The sequence below is a fragment of the Pseudonocardia sp. CA-142604 genome (assembly GCF_050948475.1).
GTDB classification, from domain to species: Bacteria; Actinomycetota; Actinomycetes; order Mycobacteriales; family Pseudonocardiaceae; genus Pseudonocardia; species Pseudonocardia alaniniphila.
This window is the reverse complement of record NZ_CP192045.1, coordinates 3,846,574-3,872,881: the sequence shown is the minus strand read 5'-3', so window position 1 is coordinate 3,872,881 and position 26,308 is coordinate 3,846,574. Positions and strand designations below refer to the sequence as shown.

At 68.1% G+C, this 26,308-nt stretch carries 22 protein-coding genes; 7 read left to right on the top strand and 15 right to left on the bottom strand.

The window, feature by feature from the left end:
- Positions 1-43 precede the first annotated feature (43 nt).
- The gene (locus ACQPZQ_RS17660; protein WP_433297079.1) at positions 44-1,270 is read right to left on the bottom strand and encodes an NAD(P)/FAD-dependent oxidoreductase; all 1,227 of its coding nucleotides are present in this window, start codon (positions 1,268-1,270) and stop codon (positions 44-46) included.
- Between the two features lie 306 nt (positions 1,271-1,576).
- On the opposite strand from ACQPZQ_RS17660, the gene ACQPZQ_RS17655 reads away from it, so the two are divergent.
- The gene (locus ACQPZQ_RS17655; protein ID WP_433297078.1) at positions 1,577-2,467 is read left to right on the top strand and encodes an NADP-dependent oxidoreductase; all 891 of its coding nucleotides are present in this window, start codon (positions 1,577-1,579) and stop codon (positions 2,465-2,467) included.
- Positions 2,468-2,496: 29 nt separating this feature from the next.
- The gene (locus ACQPZQ_RS17650; RefSeq protein WP_433297076.1) at positions 2,497-2,898 is read left to right on the top strand and encodes a cupin domain-containing protein; all 402 of its coding nucleotides are present in this window, start codon (positions 2,497-2,499) and stop codon (positions 2,896-2,898) included.
- 78 nt (positions 2,899-2,976) lie between these two features.
- Here ACQPZQ_RS17650 and ACQPZQ_RS17645 read toward each other — a convergent pair whose 3' ends face one another.
- Positions 2,977-4,296, bottom strand: a complete 1,320-nt coding sequence (locus tag ACQPZQ_RS17645; RefSeq protein ID WP_433299261.1) for an NAD(P)/FAD-dependent oxidoreductase — start codon at positions 4,294-4,296, stop codon at positions 2,977-2,979.
- A gap of 449 nt (positions 4,297-4,745) precedes the next feature.
- Here ACQPZQ_RS17645 and ACQPZQ_RS17640 point away from each other — a divergent pair, with 449 nt between their 5' ends.
- A complete protein-coding gene (locus ACQPZQ_RS17640; protein WP_433297074.1) occupies positions 4,746-7,424 on the top strand; it encodes a DUF4062 domain-containing protein in 2,679 nt (892 codons plus the stop codon).
- Positions 7,425-7,431: 7 nt separating this feature from the next.
- Here the strand turns inward: ACQPZQ_RS17640 and ACQPZQ_RS17635 are convergent, their stop codons facing one another.
- The 3 genes from ACQPZQ_RS17635 to ACQPZQ_RS17625 all read right to left on the bottom strand — a co-directional run bounded on the left by ACQPZQ_RS17635 (position 7,432) and on the right by ACQPZQ_RS17625 (position 9,902).
- Complete coding sequence (locus tag ACQPZQ_RS17635) at positions 7,432-7,773, bottom strand: hypothetical protein (protein WP_433297071.1); 342 nt, start codon at positions 7,771-7,773, stop codon at positions 7,432-7,434.
- A 193-nt stretch (positions 7,774-7,966) separates the two neighbouring features.
- Entirely contained in the window at positions 7,967-8,965 is a 999-nt protein-coding gene (locus ACQPZQ_RS17630) for an NAD(P)-dependent oxidoreductase (RefSeq protein ID WP_433297069.1), read from the bottom strand.
- A 142-nt stretch (positions 8,966-9,107) separates the two neighbouring features.
- Complete coding sequence (locus ACQPZQ_RS17625) at positions 9,108-9,902, bottom strand: alpha/beta fold hydrolase (protein ID WP_433297067.1); 795 nt, start codon at positions 9,900-9,902, stop codon at positions 9,108-9,110.
- 58 nt (positions 9,903-9,960) lie between these two features.
- Between ACQPZQ_RS17625 and ACQPZQ_RS17620 the strand changes: the two genes are divergently transcribed.
- Complete coding sequence (locus tag ACQPZQ_RS17620) at positions 9,961-10,434, top strand: MarR family winged helix-turn-helix transcriptional regulator (protein ID WP_433297064.1); 474 nt, start codon at positions 9,961-9,963, stop codon at positions 10,432-10,434.
- A gap of 54 nt (positions 10,435-10,488) precedes the next feature.
- Here the strand turns inward: ACQPZQ_RS17620 and ACQPZQ_RS17615 are convergent, their stop codons facing one another.
- The 3 genes from ACQPZQ_RS17615 to ACQPZQ_RS17605 all read right to left on the bottom strand — a co-directional run bounded on the left by ACQPZQ_RS17615 (position 10,489) and on the right by ACQPZQ_RS17605 (position 12,630).
- A complete protein-coding gene (locus ACQPZQ_RS17615; RefSeq protein ID WP_433297062.1) occupies positions 10,489-10,707 on the bottom strand; it encodes a hypothetical protein in 219 nt (72 codons plus the stop codon).
- A gap of 75 nt (positions 10,708-10,782) precedes the next feature.
- Entirely contained in the window at positions 10,783-10,980 is a 198-nt protein-coding gene (locus tag ACQPZQ_RS17610; RefSeq protein WP_433297060.1) for a hypothetical protein, read from the bottom strand.
- Positions 10,981-11,127: 147 nt separating this feature from the next.
- Complete coding sequence (locus tag ACQPZQ_RS17605) at positions 11,128-12,630, bottom strand: MFS transporter (protein ID WP_433297058.1); 1,503 nt, start codon at positions 12,628-12,630, stop codon at positions 11,128-11,130.
- 25 nt (positions 12,631-12,655) lie between these two features.
- Here ACQPZQ_RS17605 and ACQPZQ_RS17600 point away from each other — a divergent pair, with 25 nt between their 5' ends.
- A complete protein-coding gene (locus ACQPZQ_RS17600; RefSeq protein WP_433297056.1) occupies positions 12,656-13,123 on the top strand; it encodes a MerR family transcriptional regulator in 468 nt (155 codons plus the stop codon).
- 70 nt (positions 13,124-13,193) lie between these two features.
- On the opposite strand, the gene ACQPZQ_RS17595 is transcribed toward ACQPZQ_RS17600, so the two are convergent.
- Together ACQPZQ_RS17595 and ACQPZQ_RS17590 are read right to left on the bottom strand one after the other, a co-directional pair.
- On the bottom strand, positions 13,194-13,829 hold the full coding sequence (locus tag ACQPZQ_RS17595; protein WP_433297054.1) for a pyridoxamine 5'-phosphate oxidase family protein: 636 nt from the start codon (positions 13,827-13,829) through the stop codon (positions 13,194-13,196).
- An 84-nt stretch (positions 13,830-13,913) separates the two neighbouring features.
- Positions 13,914-14,663, bottom strand: a complete 750-nt coding sequence (locus ACQPZQ_RS17590; RefSeq protein WP_433297052.1) for a carbonic anhydrase family protein — start codon at positions 14,661-14,663, stop codon at positions 13,914-13,916.
- 1,308 nt (positions 14,664-15,971) lie between these two features.
- Here ACQPZQ_RS17590 and ACQPZQ_RS17585 point away from each other — a divergent pair.
- Positions 15,972-16,916 carry a proline iminopeptidase-family hydrolase gene (locus ACQPZQ_RS17585; RefSeq protein ID WP_433297049.1) on the top strand — a complete coding sequence of 315 codons (945 nt, stop codon included), beginning with the start codon at positions 15,972-15,974 and terminating at the stop codon, positions 16,914-16,916.
- On the top strand, positions 16,909-18,315 hold the full coding sequence (locus ACQPZQ_RS17580; RefSeq protein ID WP_433297047.1) for an APC family permease: 1,407 nt from the start codon (positions 16,909-16,911) through the stop codon (positions 18,313-18,315). The genes ACQPZQ_RS17585 and ACQPZQ_RS17580 overlap by 8 nt, the downstream gene beginning before the upstream one ends.
- 37 nt (positions 18,316-18,352) lie before the next feature.
- Here the strand turns inward: ACQPZQ_RS17580 and ACQPZQ_RS17575 are convergent, their stop codons facing one another.
- From ACQPZQ_RS17575 to ACQPZQ_RS17555, 5 genes are all read right to left on the bottom strand, one after another.
- Positions 18,353-19,807 (bottom strand): aldehyde dehydrogenase, encoded by a 1,455-nt coding sequence (locus tag ACQPZQ_RS17575; RefSeq protein WP_433297045.1) that lies wholly within the window; start codon positions 19,805-19,807, stop codon positions 18,353-18,355.
- A 156-nt stretch (positions 19,808-19,963) separates the two neighbouring features.
- Positions 19,964-21,628, bottom strand: a complete 1,665-nt coding sequence (locus ACQPZQ_RS17570; protein ID WP_433297043.1) for an acyl-CoA dehydrogenase family protein — start codon at positions 21,626-21,628, stop codon at positions 19,964-19,966.
- Between the two features lie 136 nt (positions 21,629-21,764).
- Positions 21,765-22,625, bottom strand: coding sequence for an oxidoreductase (locus ACQPZQ_RS17565; RefSeq protein ID WP_433297042.1), 861 nt, complete (start codon positions 22,623-22,625; stop codon positions 21,765-21,767).
- A 65-nt stretch (positions 22,626-22,690) separates the two neighbouring features.
- Complete coding sequence (locus tag ACQPZQ_RS17560) at positions 22,691-23,716, bottom strand: hypothetical protein (RefSeq protein WP_433297040.1); 1,026 nt, start codon at positions 23,714-23,716, stop codon at positions 22,691-22,693.
- Positions 23,709-26,303, bottom strand: coding sequence for a Pls/PosA family non-ribosomal peptide synthetase (locus ACQPZQ_RS17555; RefSeq protein WP_433297037.1), 2,595 nt, complete (start codon positions 26,301-26,303; stop codon positions 23,709-23,711). Before ACQPZQ_RS17555 ends, ACQPZQ_RS17560 begins: the two co-directional genes overlap by 8 nt.
- Positions 26,304-26,308: the final 5 nt, after the last annotated feature.

Sequence of the window (26,308 nt, the reverse complement as noted above, 5' to 3'; positions counted from 1 at the left end):
GTCCCCGGTCGGCACCCGGGTCGGCCACGGGACCCCGGTCCGGTCAGACCTCGGCGAGGGGCACTCGCTCATCGGCGAGCCGGCCGGGATCCACGGCCGTTCCGGATCGGATGAGGTGCTCGACGTCCTCGGTGACGTCCCAGACGTTGACGTTCATGCCGGCGCGAACGCGCCCGTCGGACAACCAGAACGCGATGAACTCGCGGGTGCCCAGGTCGCCGCGTACGACGACCTTGTCGTAGTCACCGGGTAGAGCGTGGCCCGTGTACTCCATCCCGAGGTCGTACTGGTCGGTGAAGAAGTACGGCAGCCGGTCGTAGACGACGTCCTGGCCGAGCATGGCACGGGCGGCGGCCGGCCCGGTGTGCAGCGCGGTGGCCCAGTGCTCCACACGCACGCGTCGGCCGATCGTCGGATGGTCGATGTTGGCGATGTCGCCGACGGCGTAGATGTGCGGGTCGCTGGTACGCAACCGCGAGTCGACCAGCACACCGTTGTCGATCATCAGCCCGGCACGTTCCGCGAGCTCGACGGACGGAATCACCCCGATGCCGACGAGAACGACGTCGGCCGGCACGGTCTCCCCGCTCGACAGCGCCACGCCGGACACCCGCCCACGGTCGCCCACGATCTCGCGGACCCCGTTTCCGAGGCGGAGGTCGACGGCGTGCGCCCTGTGCAGGTCGGCGAACACAGCGCCCATCTCGTCGCCGAGAACCTGACGCAACGGCTGGTCGGCACGCTCGACGAGGGTGACGGCACAGCCCCGTTGGCGGGCCGCTGCCGTCACCTCGAGCCCGATCCACCCCGCCCCGATCACGACCACTCGCGTTCCAGCGACCAGGGTGGCGCTCAGCGCGTCGGAGTCATCGATCGTGCGCAGGTAGGCGACGCCGGCCAGGTCGGCACCGGGCACGTCGAGTCGTCGCGGGACGGCGCCGGTGGCGAGCAGCAGTTCGTCGTAGTGCAATCTGTGGCCGCCGGCCAGCATGACGTCCTGGCTCGCCGTGTCGATGTCCTCGACTCGGCACCCGGGCCGCAGTTCGATCCTCTGCTTGTCGTACCAGGCAGGCTGGTGCACGAAGGCCGTTTCGCGTTCCTGTGTGCCGAGCAGATAGCCCTTCGACAGCGGTGGCCGCTCGTACGGGGGATGCTTCTCCTCCCCGAGAAGCACCACGCGGCCGGTGAACCCGTCGGCGCGTAGGGTTTCCGCCGCCTTCGCCCCGGCCAGTCCTGCTCCGGCGATCACGAATGTCCGGTCGTCAGTCACGTGTCAGCTCCTGGTAATCGGTCACAACCCGGCGGTCATCGGATGGATTGCTCCGGCGGATCGCGCGAAGAATCCGTGCTGCCTTTCCTGTGGACGCGCACATGAGTGGGGAGTGTGCGACCGGGTTCCAGATGTGTCGCGGTTCGTGTCCAGTCCTATGGGACTCGCTGCTGGATGCTCCGGGTTCTACCGATCAGGATCGCTGCCCATGAACTGGGTCTTCCATGTGCGGGCGGGCAGTCCTGTATCGCTGTGTGCAGCATGATGGCGCTGCGGGCTCATACTCGGGGTGGTCCCGAGGTTCTGGTGTACGAATCTGCGCCACTGCCGATCCCGGGAAATGGCGAGGTGCTGATCGCCGTCCACGCGGCGGCGATCACGTTCGATGAACTGACCTGGCCCGAGACGTGGGCCTCCGGCGATACCGACCGGACTCCCGTCATCCCGTCCCACGAGTTCTCCGGCGTCGTGGCCGAGATCGGCCACGGTGTCACCGGGTTCTCGGCCGGTGACGAGGTCTACGGACTGGTTCCGTTCGACCGGGACGGCGCCGCAGCGGAGTACGTCAGCCTGCCGGCAGGATGCGTGACCGGCCGGCCTCGCACGGCGTCGCACGTCGTCGCGGCGGCCGCCGTGCTTCCTGCGCTGACCGCGTGGGAGGCCGTCGTCGAACATGCGGCCGTTCAACCGGGACATCGCGTGATGGTGCACGGAGGGGCCGGCGGCGTCGGCTCCTTCCTCACCCAACTCGCGGCGGCGCTGGGAGCCGACGTCACATGCACGGTGCACACGGCTTCCGACGTGGGACACGTACTCGCCCTGGGTGCCGACCGCGCTATCAACACCGAACAGGAACCACTCGACGCGGAGACCGGTGCCTACGACGTCGTCATCGACGCCACGGGCCGGGACGTACCGGAAGCCCTGTTCGCAGCGCTCCGCCGTAACGGGCGCCTGATCACCCTCCAGGAGCCCCCGTCGCAGGAGATGGCCGACAAGCACGGCGTCACAGCCCTCTTCTTCATCGTGACGCCGGAACAGCACCGGCTGACCTGGATAGCGAACATGATCGACACCGGCGCGCTGAAAGTGAGCGTCGCCGCGACGTTTCCCCTGGCCGAGGGCCGAGCCGCCTACAAGAGCGGCGCCACCCGGAGACGCCACCGGGGTAAGACCGTGCTGATCGTCCGGGACTGACCGGTGCATCTCACGCAAAGGAGAGAGAAATGGCTGCTGTCAGCAACATGATGGAGAAGGATCTGCTGGAGGTTGTTCCGCCGTTCATCGTTCAGGGTTCCTCCGCGATGATCCGGCTGCTCGAACTGCCGCCAGGGGACCCTGGTCTCGCCCCGCACCGTCACTCCGGGCCTGTTTTCGGCTACATGCTCGAGGGAGAGATGCTCTTCGAGCTCGAGGGTGAGGCGCCGTATCCGATCACAGCGGGAGAGGCCTTCTGGGAACCGGGCGGCGAGGTCATCCACTACACGGTCGCCAACCTGCTCGCAGACAGGACGAGTCGATTCGTCGTGGTCATGCTGTGCGCTCCTGGAGTCGAGATGATCACGCTGGTCGACGACGAGGAACTGGCAGCCAAGGCACCGGAACGGATTCCCGCACTGCCGCGCTAGTTCTCGGGTGGCGACTGGTCCGGATGACCGACCATCGGCCGCTGCCGACCACCACAGGCGCGAGCGCACAACGGCGGGTCAGCCGGAACGGGTGCCCTCCTGCGCCGGCCGCGGGGCCGCAGTGTCCAGGGGCACGGCGGCCGACCGCACGAGTCCGAGCTGCACGACCTGACGGCCGCCCACGGCGTCGAGGATCCAGTCGATCGCCGTGCGCACGCGGTTGCCGGGCATGCTGAGCAGGTGATACCCCCGGGCGACGGTTTTCGCCGGCAGCCCGGAGATCGGGATTCGCAAGGGGTTGGCGGCAGCCTGCGTGCCACCGAGATCCACCACGAAGCCCAGGTCGTGGTGCTTGTACCTGCGTATTCGCCCGTAGCCGAGCGACGCCGCGACGTTGCGCCCCGCGAGCTTGCCCTGGCGAGTGGCGTGCTGCGCGGTCATCGCCGTCACCTGGCCCGGCCGCGTGAGGTCGGGCACCGCGGCGGCGTCCCCACAAGCGAAGACGTCGGGGTGCCCGGGCACCACGAGCGTCGGCTCCACCACCAGCCTGCCCTTGTGCGTCTCGAGGCCGCTCTCCTCGACCAGCGGGTCGGGGCGTACGCCCACGCACCAGGCGATGGTGCGCGTCGGCACGAACTCTCCGGTGGTGAGGAGCACCCCGTCCCTCGTGGCCTCCCGCACCGAGGTCTCGGTATGGATCTCGACGCCGCGCTCCCGCAGCACCCGGTCGGCCGCGCGGGACAGCCGCGGATCCAGCTCGGGGAGCACCTTCGGCGCGAGGTCGAGCAACAGCCAACGCACCTTCTGGTGCCGCAGGTGGGGATGGCCGGCCCGGATCGCGTCGGTGAAGAGCGGCCCGTGGGCCGCCACCTCGGTACCCGTGTACCCCGCGCCCACCACCACGAACGTGCACCGAGCGGTCCGCTCGTCGGCGTCGTCGGTGGAGTCGGCCAGCTCGAACTGCCGGACGACGTGATCACGCAGGTAGAGCGCTTCGGCCACACCGCGGAAGCCATGGGCGTGCTCGGCGACACCGGGGATCGGCAGCAGCTTGTTCACGCTGCCCACCGCGAGGATCAGGCGGTCGTAGCCGATGCTGTGTGAGCCGCCCTCGGGATCGGTGTAGGAGACAGTGCGCTCGGTGAGCGACACCGAAGCCACGTCCCCGAGCACCAGTCTCACCCCACGCAGCGTGTCGGGGATCGGCACGGTGATCCGCCGCGGATCGAGGATCCCCGCAGCCACCTCGGGCAGCAGCGGCAGGTAGAGGAAGTAGTCCACGGGGTTCACCAGCACGATCTCCACGCCGGAGCCCGGCGGCAGCGCTCTGGTGAGCGAGCGCGCCGCGTCGTATCCGGCGAAGCCCGCACCGACGATCACCACGCGCGAGCGGTTCACCGAGGACGCGCGCCCGTCGGACGACTCCGGCGGTTGGGTGGGCCAGATCTGCGTTCCGGACAATTCCCGTCTCCTTCGCCCTGCTCTTGTCAGGGGTATGACGAGATCGATCGACTGCCTGTGACAATGTGGCCGCATGATTATCTTCACCGGGCCGCGGAATCTGTCACATCACGGGCGTCCGGTCTCGTCTACACGCCGTGAGCGTGGCCTCCGTCAGGGATCGCCATGATCGGGCTGAAATCTAGCCCTCTGCGCAGGACCCCGACGACTCGCTTCATGAGCCACATCAACAAGGAGAAGCAGTGCCGGACGTTTTTGTTCATTGGTAGCGGGTTCGCGGGTGCAGGTGCGGTCGCGAGTAGCCGCGGAGAGGCAGCGCTGCGCGGGACCACGCTCGTGTTGCCGGTAGAGCCGACCAGTTCGAGACTCGCAAGGTGGAGCCGCAGATGGGGCCATCGGGAAACGAGGGGCCACCGCGGGACGGGGTCATCCGGACTCCGGACCGGCGTCTGCGGGTGTTCGTCAGTTCCACGCTGGGCGAGCTGGCGGATGAGCGGCAGGCGGTCTCGCACGCCATCTCGGCGCTGCGGCTGACACCGGTGACGTTCGAGGCGGGGGCGCGGCCATATCCACCGCGGGACTTGTACCAGGCGTACCTGGCGCAAAGCGATGTGTTCGTCGGGGTGTACGGGCAGCGGTACGGGTGGATCGGGCCGGGCATGGAGGTCTCGGGGCTGGAGGAGGAGTTCGAACTGTCGAGGTCATTGCCCCGGCTGCTGTATGTCAAGGCGCCCGCGCCGGACCGCGATCCGCGCCTCACCGATTTGCTGGCCCGCATCACGGAGGACGGCACAGCGTCCTACCGTCACTTCCGCACACCGGCGGAGCTGGGTCGGCTGGTGCGCGACGACCTGGCGATGCTGCTGAGCGAGCGGTTCGCCGCCGCACGCCCCTCGGCGACGGCCATGGCGCTTCCGCGCACTCCCGGGCCGCGCCCATTGCCGGTGGACGTGACCTCGCTGGTCGGACGAGAACAGGCCATCGAGGAAGTAGCCGATCTGGCCGGGCGCGCCGACGTGCGATTGGTGACCCTCACCGGGTTGGGTGGGATCGGCAAGACCCGGCTGGCGGTGGCGGTGGGCGAGCGACTGGCTGACCGCTTCGAGGCGGGCACCGCGTTCGTTCCCCTGGCGGCGATCACCCAGCCCGAGCTGGTACTGACAACCGTTGCCCGGGCGGTGGGGGCTGAGCTGGCGGGCACGGGCTCGCCGATGGAGACCCTGGTCGAGTACTTCGACGACGGCCGGTGGCTGCTCATCCTCGACAACCTCGAGCAGGTGGTCGACGCCGCTCGCGACATCGACGCGCTGCTGACCCGCTGTCGTGGCGTGGTGATCCTGGCGACCAGCCGAACGGAGCTGGGGCTGCGGGCGGAGCGGGTGTACCCGGTCCAGCCGCTGCGGCTGCCCGCTGATCCCGCCGGCGGGCTGGTGGCGGAGCTTGCGGCCTCGCCGGCGGTGGCGCTGTTCGTGGACAGGGCTCGCGCGGTGCGCCCCGGCTTCGCTCTCACCACGAGCAACGCGGCGGCGGTGGCGGAGATCTGCAGGCGGCTGGAGGGGCTGCCGCTGGCGATCGAGCTGGCGGCCGCCCGCACACGGCTGCTCGACCCGGACGCGCTGCTCGGCCGGCTTGCCAGGTCGCTGGACGCGCTGGGAGTGGGCGCGGTGGACATGCCCGAGCGGCAGCGCACCCTGCGAGCCACGGTGGAGTGGAGCGTGGGGCTGCTGGAGGATGCCGAGCGGTCGCTGCTGGAGGTCGCGGCGGTATTCGTCGACGGCTGGACCGTCGAGGCCGCTGCCCAGGTAGCCGGCCTGGATGAGGACCAGGCGCTGGAACGGTCCGAGGCACTGGCCCGCCACAGCCTGATCCACCTCGCCCCCGCCGGCGACGGCCCCCGGCCGCGGATGCTGGAGACCATCCGTGCGTTCGTGGCCGAACAGTTGGCGGCCCGGCCTGACGCCGCCGAGATCCGCTCGCGGCACGCCGGCTATTACCGGGAGCTGGCCGAGCAGGCCGACCGGCAGTTGCGCGGCGCCGGCCTGCGCGGGGGGTTCGAGCGCCTGGACGTCGAGGAAGGCAATCTGGCCGCCGCCGTGCGCTGGTACCTCGACCACGACACCGGGCCGCTTCCCCACATGTTCCGGGTCCTCTGGCTCTTCTGGTTCCTGCGGGACCATCTCGGCGAGGCCCACTCCTGGGTCGACCAGTTGCTGCCCACCGCTGACTCCTTCGACCTCCAGGCCCAGGTTGAACTGGCGTCGACGGCCGCAGCGACCGGCGTCGAGGTCGGCGACGACGAAGCGGCGCTGGCGGCCCGCGAGCGTCTGGCGCCGCTGCTCGACGGGATCGGGGACCCTTACCTCCGCGCTGTGTCCCAACTGGTCATGGCATGGACCTCGGGGGTCGTCGGCGACTTCGACGGCGCCCTACGGGGCGCGTTGGTCTCCCTGAAGCAGCTCCGTGGCCAGGACGAGCCGTTCTGGACAGCGCTGGCCGCCTGCACCGCCGGTTTCGTGGAGGTGACCGTCGGCCGCCACGACGACGCCCTGGGCCACCTGACCGAGATGCGCGACCTGGCGGAGCGGCTCGACAACCCCTGGCTCGCCGCCGTCTCCCGGGTGTATCTGGGCACCATGGCCGTCGCACAAGGCAGACCGGAGGAGGCCAGGGCGCAGATGGATGAGGCGCTGGAGCTGAGCCTGGCGGCCCACAGCACTCGCGGCCTCACTCTGTGCCTGGCCGCGTTCGCCCGGCTGGCGTTCGTGGAGGGTGACCCCCGAAAGGGCGGCACTTCTGGCGGGGGCAGTCGAGGGCCTGCGCCGCCGGGTCGGCCTGCGGGCCTTGCCGCTGCCGCTGCTCCGGCAAGACGAAGCCGAGTTGGTCGCCCAGGTCCGCCAGGCACTGGGCGCGGACCGGTTCAGCCGACCGTACGACGCCGGCTCCCGGCTCAGCCAGCAGGAGGCGGTGGCCGCCGTCCGCGACTGGCGCAGCGCCGGCACCGCGGCGCCCTGATCCGTAGCCGCAGCATGCAGCCGACAACACCGTGTCTGGGGCCGCGCACGTAGTCCCCGGTCAGGGAAGGTAGAGCCGAACGATGTGATAGTCCGCAGCGCTCCCACGCTCGGGGTGGAACTCGAAGTTCGCGGACACCAACCCGGTTGCACCGCTCAGCCGGCCCGTGCCCTCGACCTGCCAGTTCACTGCACCGCGCAACGTGCCCTCCTCGGCAGAGGGTTCGATGACCCCCGCACCGACCGTGGTCAGCCGAAGGCCGGCACCGTCGAAGATGATCTCGCCGTCCTCTACGAAGGTGGTCTCACCGGTGATCGTGACGCGGGTTTCGTAGGACGCCTCGGTCGGCACCCAGGAGCTGTCACCCTCGAGCAGGGTTATCGAGCCCGGACCCGATTTCACGGTCGAAGTGGGTGGGTCTCCCGACGGCGGCGTTGCCTGCGTTTCGAACCTCAGGCGCAGGATTTGTCGTCGCATGCTGTGCTCCTTGCACGGATTCGGGGTGTTCCACGACGTGCGTCTGCGCCGGCGGAAAGCTTCGGCGCGGGTGTCCCCCGCAGACCACTTGTCCGATCCGGCCGGCAGCTGCGCTACCTCACGTCAGCTCGTTGACGGCGTATTCGGGGCGCGCGCCGTCGAGGGCCTGGGCGATCTGGTCGACGGCTGCGTGGCTCATCGCGCGCCGCACGTCATCGACCCCCGAGCCCAGATGCGGGGTGAAGAGGGTGTGCGGGTGCTTGAGCAGGGTCGGGTCGATGCGACCGGGGCGGTCGGCGCGGGCCCAGTCCTCCACGGCGAAGACGTCGGCCGCGTAACCGCCGAGCCGTCCCGATTCGAGCGCATCGGCCACGGCAGCCTCGTCGACCACGGATCCACGGCTGATGTTCACCAGATACGCCCCGGTCCGCATCCGGGCGAGTGCGCTTCTGCCGAGCAGGCCTGCGGTGTCATCTCGGAGCGGAAGCAGCGGCAACACCACATGGCTCGCAGCGAGAAGCTCATCCAGCGACGCCCGCCGGACGTCCAGTTCGGCCTCGCGCTCGGGCGTCAGCGGCCGGACGTCGTGATAGAGCACGCCGGCGTCGAACGCGCGCAACCTCCGTGCCAGCGCCTGTCCGATCGCACCCATGCCGATCATTCCGACCGTCGACCCGGCCAGGCCGGATCCGTACAGCTCTGGTCGCCAGCCACAGAATGCGCCACTGCGGACGTGCCTGTCGCCGGCGGCCACGTGGCGCATCAACCCGATGATGAGCCCGACGCAGAGCTCTGCCGTCGGTGCGGTGAGCTGGTGGGGCAGCGCGGTCAGCCACACACCGTGCCGGGTGCAGGCGGCGCCGTCGAAGTTGTCGTACCCCTTCAGCGTCGCGCTGATGACCCGCAGGCGGGGACAGCGATCGAGAAGGTCATCGTCCACGCGGTCGGTCATGCACGCGAGCAGGCCGTCGGCATCGCGCGCGCGAGCCAGCACCTCGTCACGGGACAACACGGTGCGACTGGCCACCGGCACCGGCGTGGAGAACTGATGCAGGTGATCGATGACATCGTCATGGACCCAGTGGGTGATCACGACCCGGGGTTTGCTGCTGGCCACGCCCTTCACAGTTCATCTCTCGCGCCGGACCTTCTCCTGATCCGCGACGAACGTTGGCTTACGGCAGCGTTAATCGGCGGTGCCGCAGACGCGACCGTGAGGACGGTCGCCGCGGACCGAGGCGGCTCATCCCCCGCTTCCGTCAGGACGTCACGGGCGAGGTCTGGCGCCAGAACGAGAGGATCTCCGCGGCTGTCGGCGCCGGCGTCTCGAGCGGAGGGAGGTGCCCGGCGTTCTCGATCTCGGCGGTCCGGACGTGCGGGAGCCCCGCCGCGGTCGCTGCTGCCCGGGCCGGTGTCCACATCGGATCCCGGTCTCCGGCGATCAGCAGGACCGGTGCGGAGATCCGCTGGAGGCGTTCGGTGAGATCCGGCCGTTGGAGCATCATCGCGCGCATCACGCGCTGCATCCCGGTTCGATCGTTCGCGCGGAACGTGTCGCGGACCATGGCGACGGAATCTGCATCCGCGTCCGGACCGAGGAGGGCGGCGACGACCGCGCCGGTGAGTGGACGAGGGCCGACGGCCCGGTAGGCCGCGGTCAGTAGGGCGATCCGGCGCCGCTCGGCCGGCGGTAGTGGCGTCGGCGGTGCACCGATCGTCACCAGGCTTCGCGCCGGATACCGGGAGGCGTACGCGTAGCCGACGTGCCCGCCCCACGCGTTGCCGACCCAGTCGACGTCCGGCCCGAGACCGAGGGTGCCGAGAACGAGCGCGGCGGCGTCGGCGCAGTCGTCGAACGTGAACCGGCGGGGTGGCAGGCCGCCCCGCCCGTGCCCGGGGCCGTCGACCAGCACGAGTGTGCGATGGGCTGCCAAGGTGTCGCGGACGCGGTCCCACTGATGTGAATCCAGGAACAGGCTGTGCCACAGCAGCGCAGCCGGCCCGCCCCCGACGACCTCCGCATGCACGGTGCCGATGCCCGTGTCGACCTGCACGTCTCCTCCAGATACTTCGGAATCCGATGCTTCGGATTCCGGAGTATCGTGCTCGATCGTGGGATCGTCAACCCGGCCACTGCCGACCGACCGCCTGGCGGTGGGGCAGCTCCTCGTCCGCCTCCTCCAGCGCTTCCGGCGGGAGGTCCTCGCGGTGGCGGCCGAGAACGGTGTCACCGATATGCGGGACGCGCACCTGCACATCTTCGGGAACGTCGGCGTGGACGGCGTCCGCCTCACGACGCTGGCCCGCCGGGCACAGCTGAGCCTCGCGGCCTGTGCCGAACTGGTCGACGACCTCCAGCGCAAGGGCTACCTCGAGCGTCGCCGCGACCCTGCCGACGGACGCGCCAAGCTGATCTTCCCCACGGTCCGCGGGCGGGAGGTCCTTGCACTGGCCGGGAAGAGGGTCGCCGAGATCGAGACGGCGTGGGGTGACCACGTCGGCCCTGAGGAGTTCGACAACGCGATGCGCGTGCTGGATCGGCTGGTCAGCGCCCTCGACGAGGAACAAGGCGGGCGGGACGCATAACGCGTTCCGACGTGGTCCGTGGACGCAGGCGAAGAGCGCACCTTCCGTAAAACGTCAGGGCGCGGTCCAGCGATAGACCTGGCCGTCGCGCAGTTCGTAGGTCGCCGGTGCGGTCAGGTGTGGCTGTGCTGTCAGTCGGGCCATCACCGTGGTGCGGCCGCGGAGTGCGACGCCGTCCTGAGTCCAGTGCAGGTAGGGATGCAGCAACAAGCGCACCGTCGGCCAGTCCTGACGCTCTGCAGCGGCGAGCACGGCGAGCACGACCTGGTCCACGACGACATTCCTACATGGCCATCGAGGGGATCAACCCGGATTCGTTCGGCCCGCCGCGTGAAACGCGGCCGCGGGTCAGTGCCCGCTCGGTAGCCGGAACTCGAGCGGGCCCGTCAGCGCGTGCAACTCGGATGCCTCCCCGTCGATGCTGACGACGCACGGGGCGGGCATCTCGCCTCCGCCGAGCGTGCCTCCGATCTCGACCCAACCGACGACCAGCATCCGTTCGCCCTCGGGTGTCACGCATTCCAGTGGATAGCCCTGCACCTGCATGATCGATTCGCCTCCCTGTTGTCGAGCAAGCCGGCGATCGATTCGTCACCCGGCTCGGCATACCAGGCGCGAACTGGTCGACAGCCGTCACGCGGCCCTCCTGACGGGCGCGGGTACAGCGAAACGCCGAGGATAGGCGAGTTCAGCTCACCGGGCAGGAACGCGGCTTTCCCGAACTCGACGGTGACCCGCCTCGGCGCCGTTGTCCACGCCGTCGAACAATGCTGCGGCCCGCAAAGCCGTGGCCGAGGCCCAGCGCCCGGTGCTGAGCAGCCCCAGGGCAAGGATCCCGACGCCGAGCCCGAGCACCAACCACCACACTCCGTGCTCCGCGCTGATGAACGCCGTCCCGCCACGGGCCGAGGCCGATCCCACGATGGTTCCGGAGATCGCGACGCCCAAGGTCGTGCCCGTCTGTCGGCCGGCGGAGGCCAACGAGGTGGCCACCCCGGACATCGAGCGGGGCATTCCGGAGACCGCCGTGTTGGTGATCGGCGGGTTGACGGTGGCGAGGAACACGCCGAACAGCAGATAGATCGCAAGCACGGCCGGCAGCGGAGTGTCCGGTACGAGCCAGATCGACGCGCCGCCGCCGAACGCCAGCGCGACCCCGGAGATCACCAGCGGCAGTCGAGAGCCACGCGAGCCGACGAGTCGGCCGATGAATGGCGACAACACCACGACCAGCACCCCGACCGGGAGCAGGCACAGCCCGGCCGTCAGCGCCGACATGCCGCGCACGTCCTGCAGATACTGGGTGGTCACGAACAGGAACGCGCTGAACCCGCACAACGCAAAGAGCGCCATCAGGATCGCCGAACTGAACGGCACGCTGCGAAACAGGCGTAGCTCCAGCAGCGGGTCGATACGGCGCGGTTCATAACCGAGGATGCCCAGCGCGCTGAGCACCGCGATGGCGAGTAGACCGAGGATCACCGGCGAGGTCCAGCCCAGCCTGGTCGACTCGATGATCGCGTAGACGACGCCGCTCAGCATGAGGATCATCAGGATCTGGCCCACCGGGTCGAACCGGCGCGCGCGGGCGGCACAGGATTCGGGCACGAACAGCGCGGTGCACGCGATCGCGGCTGCCACGATCGGCACGTTGATCCAGAAGACGGAGCGCCAGCCGAGGCCGTCGACCATGGCGCCGCCGAGGATCGGACCCAGCGCCAGCGCCAGCCCGGATACGGAGCCGAACACGCCGATGGCCCTGGCCCGCTCGGCCGGATCCGGGAACGTGGTGGCGACGATCGCCATCGCCACCGGGTTGAGCATCGTTCCACCGACGGCCTGCAGCGCACGCGCCGCGATCAGCCAGTCGATGCTCGGCGCCAGGCCGCACAGCAAGGAGCCGAGCCCGAACGCAGCGAGTCCGACCTGGAGGATCCTCCGGCGGCCGACCCGGTCGGCGATGGACCCTGCCAGCACCAGGAAGCCGGCCAGCACCAGCGTGTAGGCGTCGACCGTCCACTGCAGCCCGGACACCGAGGCGCGTAGATCGTGACGAATCGCCGGCAGCGCGACGTTGACGATGGAGATGTCCATGACCACGACGATCACGCTGGCGCAACAGATCGCGAGAACCAGGAATCGTCGGCGTCGGCCGAGATCGCCGGCAGTGGTCCACTGCAGCAGTGAAGCAATCATGATTGACGACGCTAAGATTTAGAGCGTGCTCGAAGTCAAGCCACAGACGGCACCCGAGCCCGCTCGCTCCGACTCCCAGTCGGGCCTGAGCATCGCCGAGGCCGCGCGCCGCACAGGGGTCAGCGTGCACACCCTGCGCTACTACGAACGTGCCGGCTTGGTGGTCACGACCATCGACCGCACCGACGGCGGCTGGCGGCGCTACCACCAGCTCGACCTCGACTGGATCGTCGTCTGCACCAAGCTGCGGGCCACCGGTATGCCCATCAAGGCGATCCGTCGCTACGCCCAGCTCGTATCCGCTGGGCACGGCAACGAGCAGGAACGACTCGCCCTCATGGAAGCCCACCGTGCCGACGTGATCGCCAAGCTCGCTGAGATACAGGAAAACCTCAAGGTCATCGACCACAAGATCGACGTCTACCGAGGCCGGCTCGCCGCAGGCGACGCCGACCAACTATGGGCGCCCAACCGCCAAGCGGCTGCGCGCTGAGCGATCCCTGCCTGAATGGCCGCTCGACGCCGGCCGTGCGAGGCCGCCCGCACGCGCCGCGTCGAGATCCTCAGCCTGCGCTGACCGGCGCGTCAGCGGAGCGGAGCCGGGCGTTCTCGGCCCGCAGTTGCTCCAGCTCCGCCACCAGCGGAGCCACGACGTCCCGTAGCTCCTCGGCGGTGTACCGGGGCGTGATGTGCTGCGGGCAGTTCCAGTCGAATGCCGCCACCGTCACCACCACGACCCGTTCCACGACCGCGCGGTAACCAGGCACGGTCACCCGCGCTGTGAGCTCGGGGTCGGCGTCGGCATCGATGATCCGCGCGGTGCCGAGCAGCTTGATACGCATTTGCCGGGCGTGGTCCATGGCGATGATCGCCACCCGCGCCTCCCCTGCCGGATCAAGGTTGCCGGTGCTCACGTACTGGCGGTTGCCGCGGAAGTCGGCCCAGGCGATGGTCCGCTCGTCGAGCACCTGCAGGAACCCGGGCGGCCCTCCACGGAACTGCACGTACGGCCAGCCGGTCTCGCCGACCGTCGCGAGGTGGAACCCGTCGCGGGTCTGCAGGAACTCCACCTCGTCCGGCCCGAGCCGGTCCCGCGGGTCGGCAGCGGTGAGCAGGCGGTCCGCCCTGCCGCCGTATCGGGCCTGCGCGGCGCGGACGGCCCGCGTGAACAGCAACTCGGCGAACTTGAGGGCCATCATCGCTCCCCTGTAACCTCTAAACGTCTAGTCAGAGGTTAGGAACGCGGCCCTCGCCTGTCAAGTGGTTGAAAGGACCGTGCCGGGCTACCGCTGTCGGCGGTAGCGCACGGTGCGGTTGTTCAGTGGCTGCAGCTTGCGGGCGTTGCCTTTGGGGAACAGGTCCTCGAAGCCGTGGACGGTGGCGTCGGTGACGGCGTGGTGCTGGCGCAGGATGAGCCAGGAGACGCCCTCGGTGTAGGGGGCGGTGGTGAGTGAGCCGGTGTAGCGGAATGTGGACAGGTCGGCGGGCAGTGAGTTCTTCAGGTTGACGGTGATGTCGCGGTCGGTGCCGCACTCCTGGGGAAGGGTGTGCAGGACCGCGTCCTGGGGGGTGCCGCCGCGCCCGCCGTGGGTGAGGAACAGGGCGATGACGAGGGTCTGGCCCTGTGGTCCGCGGTGCACGTAGTGCTGTTCGAGGGAGTAGTGGTGGCCGTCCAGGACGTGCTCGGAGCGGGTGTGGAAGTGGAACTGCAGCAGCTCGTAGCGCGCGCCGGCGAGGTGGATGGCGGCGGTGTCGGCGGGGACGTCGGCTTGGATGGTTTCCTCGGGGCCGCGGATGGTGCAGCCGGCGGGGTTGTTCATGTCGTGTCGGACGTAGTGGACGTGCAGTTTGACGTGGTCGGGGTAGTCGACGACGAGTGCGGGGAGCTTCGGGTCATCGACGGCGGATCGGGACCGGATGGCGATCGGGCTCTGGTGGGCTGGGGTGGCCATCGCCGGTGTGGACGTTGCCACCACCGCCGCCGCAGCCACGACGGGCACGCCGATCAGGAAGGACCGTCGGGAGTGGGTCACGTAGTTCCTCCAGCTTTTCGAGGCTCGCCCGGGTTCGTCTCCGAGCGCTGCCCATTCGATTCGCAACTCGGATGGCCGCGGCAGGGTGGGCCGCGAGCAGGGTGCAAGCGGTCCGCGTCCGCAGGTATCGCAGCGTGAGTACGCCCACGATCTCGGCGAACCGGGCCACAGCCGTGGGCGCGGTGGATCAAGCGAAGAAGGCAGTCTGATCCGGCAGTCGGGCAGCGAATCGAGCCACGTGCGTCGCGGCGCCGACGAGGACGCAGCCGGAGGCGCCAGAGCGTCTACGGATGGACTGCAGGGGCGGTATCAGCGGTGGACGTGCCGGATCTCGGATTTGCGCGTAGAACGTCCTTCTGCCGACGCAGTCGCCGTATCTGCTCAATCTTCATTGATGTCATCCGCGCACACCCACACTTCAGTCACGAGGAGGTGGAACTCCTCGTCGTCCGCCACTCCGCCGGGACGGTTGGTGCCGTACGGCCCCAACTCGCCCAGATCACGCCATTCCTATTCGTTGCCGTGATCTCGGGTGTTCAGTCCCATCGTGGACCGTTGCCCCTTCCGCTGTACTCGCTCGGCACGAGACGCCTCCAGGATACGTGGCGACTCGGGTCTACTGTATACCGATTTCCGGTTGATCATCGATCGATTCTTGCCGCGAGCCGATCAACCGGATTATGCCGACAGACACTCGACCACGGCGGGGAGCACCACTTTCACGACGAGACGGGGGTTCTCCACAAGAGGTATATATGTGGACCATCCGGCATGTCGATGGCAACCGGCGATGCCAGTCGTGGCGCACGAGCCGGCGGGGTACTGCGCCGCAGGTACCGCCACCATGGTTCGAACCGAGTCACGTGTCAAATTCAGGTCCCGGGAGATCGTCAGCGAAATTACTCATGGGACCACCAGCACCATGAGTGCCCGCGCCGTGGTAATTTCGACCATTACCAATTTCCTGGTCGTCGCGCCATTCGGACGAATTCACCGAAATTCGCACGTACAGAACCAAGGGGGAAGGTCGGTGCGGTCCTGAGGATTCGACCCGCGACGGCAGCCCAGCCGTGGTATCGAGGGGTGACCACGGCATGTGTGCCACGAGGAGACGTTTGGATGCCTGACAGCTGCACGTTGCCCAGCGGGCGTATCGGCTTCCTCCGCAAGCGTGATGGCGTCGACGGGTTCGAGAGGGCGACGGACAGCGCGCCGCGAATTTTCCGCGCACCCTCATTCAAAAAACTCATATTCAAGGCGTTGCCGGCAGGCCGTTTCCGTGTTTCAGTCACCACCGTGGATTCGAGCATGGAATCAAACGGCTTGGAATCGACCGCCGGCGACGCTGCGGTCCCCGGGCGTGTCGAGACGTCGACGCTCCCGTTCGGTGACCACTCGACATGGGTGCGGGTGTTTCATCCCGCAGAGCCGAATGACGACCGCCGTCCGGTCGTGGTCCTGCACGGCGGCCCCGGCATGGCGCACAACTACATGCTCGCCACAGGAGGCCTCGGGCACGACGGGCGCCGCGTGGTGCACTACGACCAGATCGGCTGCGGCAACAGCAGCCACCTGCCCGATGCGCCGCCGCAGTTCTGGACCGTCGAGCTGTTCGTCGCCGAGCTTCGCAACCTCGTGGAGCGGCTGGGTCTCACCGACGGGTTCCACCTGCTCGGACACTCGTGGGGCGCAATGCTCGCACCGGAGTACGTGCTGAGGCACCCCGACGGGGTGCGGAGCATGACCCTGGCGAACGGTCTGGCATCGATGCCGCTGTTCGCACAGGGCATCACCGAGCTGCTGCGTGCCATGCCGCGTGAGACCCAGGAGCTCATCGCCGAGCAGGAGCGGGCCGGCACGACGGACAGTGCCGAATACCTCTCCGCGGTGGATCAGTTCTACCGACGGCACATCTGCCGGCTGGATCCGTGGCCCCAGGACCTGCAGGACAGCTTCGCGAATGTGGAGCACGACCCGACCGTCTACGGCACCATGTTCGGACCCAGCGAGTTCACGATCACCGGCACGCTCGTCGGCTGGTCCATCGTCGACCGTCTCGGCGGCGTGGCCGCCCCGACCCTCGTGCTGAGCGGCGAGTACGACGAGGCCCGCCCCCAGGCGTGGGCACCGTTCGTGGAGCGCATCAGGGACGTTCGCCACCACGAGTTCGCCGGCGCCAGCCACATACCGCACCTCGAGACGCCGGCGGAGTTCACCCGCGTCGTGGGCGCGTTCCTCCGCCGGCATGACTGAGCCCGGCCACGCCGGCCCGAGCCGCGGAGCCGCTGGCCCCGCGCAGCAACTTGGCGCGCCCACACTGGAGGAGTTCGGCTACCGGCAGGAACTGCGCCGGTCGATGTCGCTGACCGACGTGGTCGTCTACGGGCTGGTCTACATGGTGCCGATCGCACCGCTTGCGGTGTTCGGGCTCATCTTCAATTCCTCCGCGGGCATGGTGGGGCTGGTCTTCCTGGTTGCCGCGGTCGCGATGCTGTTCAGCGGCCTGTCCTACCGCGAGATGGCGCTGCACTATCCCATTGCCGGGTCGGTCTACTCCTATGTGCGGCTGGGGCTCAACAGCTTCGTGGGGTTTCTCGCCGGTTGGGCGATCCTCCTGGACTACCTGCTGTTGCCGGCGCTGGCGTCGGTGTTCGCGGCCGCCGCGATGGTCAGCGTGTGGTCCGCGGTTCCCGCCTGGGCCTGGATCATCGTCTTCGTGGCACTCGCGGCCGGCATCAACCTCGGCGGTATGGCCGTCACCGCGACGATGAACAAGGTGTTCCTTCTCATCCAGCTCGTCGTGCTCGCCGTCTTCGTGGTCTGGACGCTGGCCGACCTCGTCCAATTACGGGCCCACCTGGTGCTGTGGCCGTTTTACGACCCGGACCGGTTCTCGTGGGGCATCGTGTTCGGTGCCATTCCGATCGCCGCGCTGGCCTTCATCGGATTCGACGCGATCTCGACGCTGAACGAGGAAGCCCGCGGCGGGGGCCGTGCCGTGGCAAAGGCGACCATGATCGTGCTGGTCTCCGTGACGATTCTGTTCGTGCTGCAGGTGTATCTGGCGGCGATCTACGTCCCGCAGGGCACCACCTTCCCTGACGGAGACGCCACCAACAGCGCCTACTACGACCTCGCAGGCCGAGTCGTCGGGGGCTGGTTCAAGGTGCTGGTCACGCTCACCTCGGCCCTGATCGCGATCTTCGCCAACTCGATCGCCTCGCAGGCGACGTCGTCCCGGCTGGTGTTCAGCATGGCTCGGGACCGGCAACTGCCCCGGTTCCTGTCGACGGTGAGCGCGAACGGAGTGCCGCGCAACGCGATGCTGTTCATCGCCCTGCTGTCACTGGTGATCGGAATAGCCGGCACCCAGGAGGAAGAACTACTCACGACGCTGGTGACCTTCGGCGCGCTGACCGCCTACATCCTGCTGCACATCGCGGTACTCGTGCACTTCGGCATCCGCGGCCGCAGCCGCAAGGTGCTCGTCCACTGGATCTCCCCGGTCATCGGCGCCGCGGTGCTGCTCTACGCACTGTGGAGCGCCGACACCAACGCCAAGATCCTCGGCCTCGGCTGGCTGACCATCGGCATTATGATCGCCGCTTACTTCCGCTTCAGCGGGCGGCTCGTGGTCGAACGTCGAGGATGATCGTGGATCATCACTGCGACGGTCGAGGAGAAATGCGCTAAGCGGTCGGCGGCGGGTAGATGGACTTGATCTCGGTGTAGGCGGACAAGCCTTCGGGACCGAACTCGCGGCCGATGCCGGACGCCTTGTAGCCGCCGAATGGGGCGGCATAGTCAGGCATGAAGCCATTGATGCCGACCATGCCGGTGCGGACTCGCCGGGCGACGGCATTTCCGGCGTCCGAGTCACTGGTCCACACCGATCCGGCAAGGCCGTACTCGGTGTCGTTGGCGATGCGCACCGCGTCGTCGACGTCGTCGAACGGAATCACGGTGATCACCGGCCCGAAGATCTCCTCGCGGGAGATGCGCATGCTGTTGTCCGCGTTGCGGAACACCGTCGGGCGCACGTACCAGCCTCGGTTCAGGCCGTCCGGCCGACCGGTTCCGCCGTACACCAGCTCGGCGCCCTCCTTCTCGCCGAGCGCGATGTAGCCCTCCACCCGCTCCTGCTGGCGACGGGTCGTCATCGGGCCGATCTCGGTGGCCGGGTCGGCCGGGTCACCCACCGGCATCGAGCGCATGGTCCCCACCACCGCCTCGACCACGTTGTCGTAGTTGGCCCGGCTGGCCAGCACCCGGGACTGGTTGACACAGCCCTGCCCACTGTTGAGCAACGAGGTGGCCTTCAGACCCTGCGTGACCACAGCCAGGTCGGCATCGTCGAGCACGATGGCCGCGCTCTTGCCGCCCAGCTCCAGGCTGCACCGCTTGAGCTGCTCGCCGCAGATGCCGGCGATGATCCGCCCGGCGGCGGTGGAACCCGTGAACGCGACCTTGTCCACGTCGCGGTGGCGGACAAGGTGCTCGCCGACCTCCCGCCCGCCCGGGACCACGTTGACCACGCCGGCCGGCAATCCGGCCTCCACCAGCGCCTCCACCATGACGAACGCGTCCAGCGGGGTCTCCGGGGCCGGCTTGAGCACGACCGTGCACCCGGCCAGCAGCGCCGGCACCAACTTGGACAGGGTGAGGACCAGCGGCACGTTCCACGGCACGATGGCCGCGACCACTCCGACCGGCTCGCGGCGCACGGTCACCGACACGTGCGTCGCCCCCGGCCGCCGGCTCTCCCACGGGAACTCCTTGGCCACCGTCAGGAAGCTCTCGACGATGGCCAGCGGGCCGGCCGCCTGCAGGTGGCCGGACAGCGTGATCGGGCAGCCGTTCTCCGCGCTCACCACCTCGGCCACCTCGGACAGCCGCCGCCGGAAGGCCTCGGCGAACCGCTCCACGGTGGCGATCCGCTCCTCGGGCGTCAGCCGGGGCCACTCGCCGTGGTCGAACGCCTGCCGCGCGGCTGCGACCGCCCGATCCATGTCGTCGGCGGTGCCGTCGGGCACGGAGGCGATCACCTGCTCGGTGTGCGGCGAGATCACCTCGATCCGCCCCGGCCCGGTCGAGTCCGACCATTGGCCGTCGACGAACAACTTGTCGAAACTACGAACTGCCACCCCGGAGCACCCCAATCGGTCGAGCGCTGAATCTTTTCTTTGCTGCAGCGGCCCATGTGCCAATCAAACACACCGTAGACAGCGCCGCTCGGGGGTGGAAAGGATTTCTCGTTGATAGAGATATTGTCGTTGATGGATGCGGAACGTAGCTGTCGATCAGCCGAGCCGAGCGAAGTCGATGACCGCCTCGAAGTCGACGTCGCGCAGCGTGCCGTAGCCAGGTCCCCAGTTGGTCCCCAGCCGGGAGGCCACGAACGCGTCGGCGACGACCGTGGGCGCGTGCTGTACGAGTAGCGCCGCCTGCACCGCGAGCGCAATTCGGGTCACCACATAGCGGGTGGTGTCCTCGGGCGCCATCACGAGTTCGTCGATCTCGGCGAGGACGTCGGCCAGCAACGGGTGCTCCGCCGCGACAGGGCGGATTTCGTCGAGCACCGGCTCGATCGCCTTCGGCTCGCGGGTGAGGACGCGCCCGACGTCCATCACCATCATGTTCGAGGTGCCCTCCCAGATCGCGTTCAGCGGTGCCTCCCGGTAGTAGCGGGGGCAGGGGTGCTCCTCGATGTAGGCGTTACCGCCGATGGACTGGATGACCTCCTCGGTCACGCTCGATACACGCCGGCAGTTCCAGAACTTCGCCACCGGGGTCAGCAGACGGCTGACCAGCTTCTCGGACACGTCGTCCTGGTGGTCCTCGGCGCGGGCCACGCGGAACCCGAGGTGAGCGGCCCCGGCCCATTCCAGCGCGAGGTCGGCCAGCACCGGCGCCTGGATCGGCAGCTGCGACAGCGGAGCGCCGAACGCGGAGCGATTGTCGTTGTGGTGCAGGCACTGCGACAGAGCCGCCCGCATCAGACCGGCGGAACCGACGGCGAAGTCCAGCCGCGTGTACTCGGCCGAGGACAGGATCGTCCGCACACCCTTGCCCTCCTCACCGACGAGGAAGGCATGGGCATCGCGGTACTCGATCTCCGAGGAGGCGTTCGCCTTGTTGCCCAGCTTGTCCTTGAGCCGGTTGATCGCGATCCCGTTGAGACTGCCGTCCGGACGTCGGCGCGGAACCAGAAGGCAGGACAGCCCGCGTTCGGTCTGGGCGACGGTCAGATACGCATCCGACATCGGCACCGACGCGAACCACTTGTGACCGTTGACCAGGTAAATCTCACCCGGGCCGCGGCGGCCGACCGGGCGCGCGACGGTGATGTTGGCCCGCAGATCGGAGCCGCCATGCTTCTCGGTCATGAAGTAGCCGATCGTGCCGGCGGACTTCTGCTCGATCGGCACGTCCGCCGGGTCGTAGCCCTCCGTCGCGATCGCCTCGGCCCACGGCGCCAGCTCGGGCCGGCTACGCAGGACCGGGATCGATGCGTACGCCATGCCGATCGGGCAGGCGGTCGAGCCGTCGATCTGGTTCCACAGGTAGGACAGCACAGCGCGGGCCGAGTGCGCACCTGGCTGATCCGCGGTCCACGCCAGCGAGTGCACGCCGGAGCCGAAGCCCAGCGACATCAGCTCGTGGTAGGCGGGGTGGAAGTCGACGTCGTAGACCTCGTTGCCGAGCCGGTCCAGGGTCCGTAACTCGGGGACGTACCGCTGCGCGTCGCGTGCCGCTTTGAGAACCCGGGGATCCCATACCCGCGAGCCGAGCTTCTCGGCTCGAGCCCAGGCCCAAGGGGCGTACTGCCGGACGAGCTCGGAGGCGAGCTTGTCGTGGGTGAAGGCGTTCACGTCGTTGAGATCCGGAACCAGGTTGTCCGGGATCGGGCGCTGCCGGCTGAAGTCAGCGGGGTCAGCCGCAGTGTTCTCGCTGGTGATGGTCATGTTGCCTCCACGTGATCACTCACCGCGGTGAGCGATGGATCGGTTGTGAGAGTCGGTCTGATGTTGAGGGTGGGACGCGGGCGGCGCAGCGGTGGCGTCCGGGTCGACCTCGCGGAGGTCCAGGGCACGTCACCGATCAGACGTAGGCGCCCGGCGTGTGTGTGCTCTCGGGGAAGTCCACGCTGCGGGAGACGGGTTCCCAGGCCCGGATCTCGGTCAGCATCGCCTCGAGCTTCCCGGTGACCTGCTCGAACCCCAGGTTGCCCAGCACGAGGTGGTGTGGCGGGTTGCCTCCCACCACCGCGTGGACGACGGCCTGAGCGGCCCGTCGAGGGTCACCGGGCTGCCTGCCGTTCATGGCGACGAGCGCGTCACGCAGTACACCCACGGTGCCGGCGTAGTCCTCGAGCACCGGGGTGGCGGAATCCGAATAGCCGGCGCTGTCGGACCTGGTGCGGAACGCCCCGGGCTCGACCACCAGAACCTTGATTCCCAGCGGCTCCACCTCTTGACGCAGCGACTCCGAGAGCCCTTCGACGGCGAACTTGGCCGCGTTGTAGTAGCCCACTCCCGGAAAAGCGCGCAGGCCACCGACCGACGAGATGTTCACGATGCAACCGCTGCGACGGGCTCGCATCCCGGGCAGAACCGCGCGGATGACCCTGACCGTCCCGAAGAAGTTGGCCTCGAACGTCGCCCTGATGTCTGCCTCGTCCGTGTCCTCAACAGCTCCGTGCGAGCCGCCGCCGGCGTTGTTGACCACCACGTCGACCGCACCGAACCGGCCGTGAGCGGCAGCGACCGCGTCGGTGACCTGGGCCGGATCGGTGACGTCGAGTGGCACGACCAGCGCCTGCTCTCCGTGATTCTGTGCCCAATCGTCGAGCTGCTCGACCCTCCGCGCCGTCAGTACCACCTGATCACCCTGCGCCAGGACCGCCTCGGCATACGCCCGGCCGAAGCCGGAGGTCCCTCCCGTGATCAACCAAGTCCTCATCGTCCGCCTTCCGTCGATCCTGCGGCGTTGTCTCGATAAATTGAAGAATCAGAAATCTGTTCCGGTTACGCCCGGTGTACCGGCACGGCTTGCCGAGTCATGCGGGAGAACTGTGCCACCAGCCATTCCACAGGCCCGCCTGTCGGGATCCATCGCCAGAGCGCGGCGAACAGCAACGCACCGATCACCAACGCCAGGTATTGCTGGCCGGGGTTGTTCCCCAATACGCCGGTGGCTCGCACCACGACGTACCCGCTGTAGAGCGTGAGCATCATGGTTCCGGCAGTAGTGAGCGGTCGCAGCAGACGTTCGGTCGTGGGAGTGCGTGCCAGGAGTAGCGCGAACGCGACGACCAAGACCGCGGAGCCGAGGCTGTTGATGCTGCGGACGAGGTAGACCCAGCCGTGCGTTCGGGATGCCGGGAGGGCGAGCCACCATATCCAGGAAACGGCGACGATTGCGGCGGCGCCGGTCAGCAGCTTGCGGGTGGACTGCGGCGAGGACAGGTCCATGCGGCCGATCGCGAGCCCTACGCAGGTGTAGGCGAGATAGATCAGCACGGGGTAGGCCCCCGTGACGAACAGGGTGATGATCAGCCCGGAGGGGTCGGTGACCAGCGTCGAGAAACTGGGATTCCCGTCGAGCCGGAGGGCCGTCCTGTCCATGGTCGAGGTCACGATGATGGGTGCGACGAGCAGCACCACGACCGCGATGCGCACCAGAAACCACGGCCGACGACCGAGAAAGACGGTGGTGACCAGGCACAACACGCCGTAGTACGAGAGCAGAGCGGTCGCGCGGCCGGCGAGCCCGAGCGCGAGACCGATCGCAGCGATCAGCACGGCCTGCACAGCGATGTCCGCACGGACACACGCGCGGCACCGACCTCCCGCAAGTGCGAGGCTCGCCCCTGCGACCAGCGCAAACGTCACGGCGGGGCAGTCGCCTGCGCTCATCGGTCCGAGTGCCGACGGGCCGTTGCCGGGGGCGGCGTGGAAGACGTCCGCAGCCATCACGCCGAACAGAGCAAGTCCTCTAGCCAGGTCGAGACCCGATGCGCCTCCCCCGGCTCCGGGGGCGCGCTCAGACACGTGCTGCTCCCTCGGGCACCTGCCGAACAGGGTGGGCGACGTCGCGGTCTGCTCGAACCTCGGCTGCCGGATTGCCGCTCCAGCGAGCGCCCGGAGAGATCTCCTCACCCTTCATGACGTAGGAATGTGGCTCGATGGTGACGTCGTCACCGACCGTCGCGCCGTAGTTGATCCATACGCCCGCGCCGAGGGTGACGCGAGACCCGATGGTGATGTAGTCGGACTTGAAGGCGCCGTCCTCCTGGGAATGGCCCTGAATCACGCTCGTCTGGTTGGCCGTGCAGTCATCTCCGATGGTGACGAGTGAGCGCTCGGTCATGCTGAGGCCGTCGTCGAAGAAGCGGCGGCCTATCCGCACACCGGCCAGCCGCCATAGCACGTTCTTGAACGGAGTGCCGTTGAACAGTGCGTAGTAGTCCTGCCAGTTGACCTTCCAGTAACGCTCGTGCTTCCGGAAGTACGGGTCGTAGATCGAACAGTGCTGCGGCCGCAACCGCCGGAACCGAGGTGTGACGAGACGTTCGGTGAGCGCCCAGACGAGAATCATCCACAGTGGGTAGACCAGGCCAGACAATACGAGTGCCGCCAGTGGGTTCCACTCCTCGTAGGCCTCGGAGAAAGCACCGGTGAGCACCAGCACGGAAAGGAGGAAGCACCACCGCAGGAGAAGGAAGAACGCCATCGTCACGATATTGTGTCTGTTTTTGGCGCGCAGGCGGTGACGCTGCTCGGCCCGGCCCAGGCGCTGCGCTTTGTCCCGTGCCACGGTTCGCGGGATCGGGAAGGTCGGGGATCCCAGGAGTCCGGTGCCCTCGCGGGTCCGGCCGTCGATCGGAACCATGGCCTTGGAGGCGAGGAGGCAGTTGTCGCCCACCCTGCTCTGCGCGGGGTAGTAGATGCTGTTCCCCAGAAAGCTGTCGGCGCCGATCCTGGCCCGCGAAAGGCGGAAAGCGCTGTTCGAGAAATCGGCGTTGAGGATGGCCAACCCGTCAGCCACCATCGTCCCGCTCCCGATCGTGACCAGATAGGGGCTCTCGTGCCTGACCGCCGCGCCGAAGTTTGACCCGGTCTGCACCACGGTGGAGAGGTCGTACCCGATCCAGCGCAAATAGTGGACGATGTAGGAGCTGTCACCGAAGAGGCTCCCCATGAATTGACTGTTGGTCAGTCGTGCGATCGTTGCATGGATCCCGTAGTGGAACCCGTACAGGGGGTACACCGTGTCCGGTTTGATCATGCGATTGAGCAGGCGCGGAATCGTACCAACAGCCGGCAGTCCGAGAATAAGGGTGGTCCCGACGACCACTGCGGAGATGATGGACACGTCGCGATAGAAGGACCCGGTGGTGAGCGCCCCCGGCTCGGGACTCAAGAGCCTGTCCAACTGCGGGAAGTCCTCGCACGCCAGAGCGAGCACGGCGACCGAAAGCGGAACAGTAACGACGAACGTATTCAGCAGTTGCGTTGCTCCGAAGAACACGGCTCTTCGTCTCGCGCCCGCGACTTGCCCGATTATCCGATAGTTGACGTTCGTGGGCTGCGCCGGGCATCCGTGCCAGCTTTCGCCGGCGGGCACCGTCTGTCCGGTGTGGAGCGAGGAGACGTGTCCGAGTTGGGCGCGGTCGCCGATCGAGGCTCCGATGTCGATCACTGCGGCTTCGCCGACGAACACGTCTTCGCCGAGATGCACCGGGCCGGTCTGGATCTGGCCGTCGTGGGCGCGGTAACAGGTGATCATGGCTTCGTTCCTGATCACGGTGCCGGCGCCGATCGTGAGGAGGTCGGTGCAGACGGGCAGGATCCGGGTGTAGATCGTGACGCCGGGGCCGATGTTCGCGCCCAGTGCTCGCAGGTAGATGGTGATGATCGGTGATGTGGTGTTGGATCGTGACCGACCGCCGACCAGCAGTAGCAGGGGGTTGGCCCGGACCAGGGTCTTGACGAGCCAGAAGCGGATGTAGGCCAGGCTCCAGACCGGGAACTGTTGGGTCGTCCAGCGTCCGATCAGCACCCATTTCGCCGCGATCGGCAGGATGCACATCGCGAGCAGAGCGGTGTCGCCGTACACGGCCGCGCGCAGGAAGAGCTCGCTGACGTCCGCGGCAGCGGAGATCCACTGGTCTCCGACAACTGCGGCGACCTCTGTGACGGCGAGGTACACGGCGAAGAACAGGAGCTGGATCACCCCGCACAGCACGTACATCGGGGTGCCGGCCCGCCGCCGCGCCGCGGGCTCCGGCGCGGGCTCCTCGCGCGGAACCGCCGTCACGAGGGGATCGGGCGAGGGTTCGCCAAGTGCCTCGGCCAGTCTTCGGACCGTCGGATGCGCGTAGACGTCCTTGATCGTTACGATCGGAAGATCCGGTCGTTTCCGGACCCGGGCGCAGAACCGGGCCATCACCATCGAGTCCGCACCCAGGGCGTTGAAGAAATGACTGTCGACCGACGCTTGCTCCACACCTACGACATCCGTCAGGATTTCCAGGAGCGCCCTTTCCGTGCCGGCCGTCGGACCAGCTGCACCGGCAGCCGTCCCGACAGATAATCCGAGCATTTTCGGCCGCACTTCTCTTTCGGTTTCGGACATATCTC